Consider the following 2635-nt stretch of genomic DNA (forward strand, 5'->3'; position numbering starts at 1 on the left):
GGACAGTTCGAGTTTGCGGTGGTCCGCGCCGAGGTGGCGGGCGAACTCCACCACCTGGGCTACCTCGGCCTCGTTCCCCCGGGCGTTCTCGACGGTCTCGAGCGCCCACGTCATGGCGCGCACGAATTCGCCGAGTACCCCGGAGGCGTCACGCGGGAACATTTCGCGGAAATCCGGGTCGGCCTCCCGCAGGGCGCGGGCGAACAGGCCGGTGAACCTCGGATCGAGGAGGAGGTCCCGGAGCGCCAGGAGCGGGGGGGTGGCCGGGGAGACCGGGACGGGGTCGGGGAGCGGCGTGGCAGTGGGGTCGGCGGCCCGGCCGAGGAACGGCGACAGGTCGATATCCGACACGAGGCGCTCGACGTCCGTGGGTCGGGAGAAGTCGTCCGTGGCTCGGGAGTGGGCGTCGTCGGCGTCCTCCCCTGGGATTCTGACCACCCCCACGCCTCCTCCCTGCCGTCGGTGTCCGCCGGTGCCCCAGGATAGCGGCCGGCGCCGGTCCCGGCGGTCAGGAGAACACGGGCAGGGGATTTCCCGGCTCGGGGAGCGGGACCGGGTTGCCGTTCCATTCCCGCGGCGCCACGCCGATCCTCATGCGCTGGGGGTGGTACCCGACGGGGATCTGGGCCACCTCCTCTCCGGTCTCGAAGGACAGCACGCTGACCGTGTTGCTCTTGGCCCAGGACACGAAGCAGTGGTCCCCGGTGAGGTCGGTGGTGACCCAGTAGGACTTGAGCCCGGTCGAGACCAGCGGCCCGTGCTGCAGGGTCTCCCGGTCGACCACGGTGGCGTAGTCGCTCATGGTCCCCGCGACGCAGATCTTGGTGCCCTGGGGGTTCATCGAGATTCCGTGGTGGCCGGAGTCCAGCAGGTGGGCCTCCCGGGGTACGTCGCCGGCGGGTGTGATGGGCAGGTCCACGATGCGGGTGATCTTGTCGGCGTCGATGTCGTACTCGATGAAGCCGTGGAAGAACGAGACCTGGAAGTACATGAACCGGTAGTCCGGGGAGAAGGTCATCGGTCGCACCCCGATGCTGAGCTCGGGACGGCCGGCCTCGGCGAGTCGGGCGCGCAGGTCCACGCGCTTGATGATCTGCAGGGTCTCGGCGTCGACGAACTGGAGCACCCGTTCGCCCTTGGTGACGTCCGCCCACGGCTGGTCGAGCGGGGTCCACACGTTGCCGATCGACTCGTTGACGATCTGGGTGCCGCCCTTGATGTAGGCGTTCTCGTGCGCGTTGTCCCCCGAGGGGAAGGTGCCGATCTCCCGGCCGGTGGCGGTGTCGAGGACGTGGACGACCTTGGCCGTCGAGGCGCTGACGGCGACCTGCGACCCGTCCGGGCTCACCGCCATGTGGTCGGAACGGAACCCCTGGACAGGGAACCGCCAGGCGATCTCGCCCGTGACGATGTCGATCGAGACCACGTCGGCGAAGCTGGGCCGGGACACGATGAGGTTCCGGCCGTCCTTGGTCGAGTACATGTCGTCCACGTACTGGTCGTGGCCCTCGCCGACCATCTGGCGGATGCCGTAGTACAGGGCGAGGCGGGCGGGGTCGCGGTGGATCTCCACCAGGCGCTCGTTGCGGTCCGGGATGATGTTGATCCGCGCGATCCGATGGTAGTCGCCGTCCGGCTGCACGGCGTCCGCGGTGCCCTCCCAGTTGTTGCCCACCCACAGCACATTGCGTAGGCCCTCGGCCGGGTTCACGTAGGGGGACTCGGCGGTCGCGGCGGAGACTGACGGCGCGGACACGACGCCGGCGAGAGCGGTGGCCGCCGCGAGCGCGAGGGCGCCGGCGGCACGGGCGAGGACGGACGGGCGGTTCACGGCGGCTCCCGAGGGCAACGTCTTCTGGACAAGTGTCCGGTTGGCATTGGGGAGTGTACGGAGCGAGGTTCGCGCGGTCAACGGTTCACCTGGTCATCAGGCCACCAGGTCACCAGGTCAACCGGTCGGCGGGGTGACGGGCGATGGGGTCCCGCCGAGCCGGCGCGGCGGACCCGGGTGCCTCACCGCCCGAGCGTGATGTCCACGCCCGCGCGCAATTCGTCCTCGGTGTAGGTGAGCTGACCGCGTCCGGGGATCTCGATCAGGTAGAAGGGCGCACCCGAAGGGACCTCGCCGAAGTCGAAGGTGAAGGTGCAGGAGGAGAGGTCGCCCCCCTCGTAGGCGAGCATGGTGCTGCCGAGCGGCGTCGAGACCCCCTGGGACAGCGTGATCCGCGTGCCCTCGCCGATGTCCGAGAGCGTGAGGGGCAGGTCGCAGCCCGATCCGTCGCCGGAGACCGGTTCGCCGGGGGAGGACATCACGGTGAACCGCCCCTCGACGTCGAACAGCCCGCCCGGCGCGCGCTCGGGGGCCTGCCAGGCCTGCGGCGGCAACGGTCCCCGGGGAGAATCAGCGGGCCCCGTGCCGGAGTCGGATCCGGGGCCCACGAGTGCCAACCCCAGGATGACGACGACGACGAGCGCCAATCCCCCGACGATCACCGCGGCCGCGGTCCTGCCGCTCGACCGCTCGCCGCCCGGCCCGCCCCCCGGTCCGGACGGCGGGTGTGAGCCGGACTGCTCATGTCGTTCGTGGGGGTGCGGGGCCTGCTCGGCGGGATCCGGGCCCGGGACGGGGGAGGGA

Annotated in this window: 1 protein-coding gene and 2 pseudogenes; all 3 read right to left on the reverse strand. The window is 70.8% G+C overall.

Going from position 1 to position 2635, the window contains the following annotated elements:
- Window positions 1-438: pseudogene (locus G6019_RS14830) on the reverse strand (FAD-binding oxidoreductase); the annotation flags it as partial.
- Window positions 439-508: 70 nt separating this feature from the next.
- On the reverse strand, window positions 509-1831 hold the full coding sequence (locus tag G6019_RS14835; protein WP_182612389.1) for a YncE family protein: 1323 nt from the start codon (window positions 1829-1831) through the stop codon (window positions 509-511).
- A gap of 182 nt (window positions 1832-2013) precedes the next feature.
- Window positions 2014-2635: pseudogene (locus tag G6019_RS14840) on the reverse strand (hypothetical protein); the annotation flags it as partial.

This window comes from Dietzia sp. DQ12-76, assembly GCF_014145045.1.
GTDB lineage: Bacteria > Actinomycetota > Actinomycetes > Mycobacteriales > Mycobacteriaceae > Dietzia.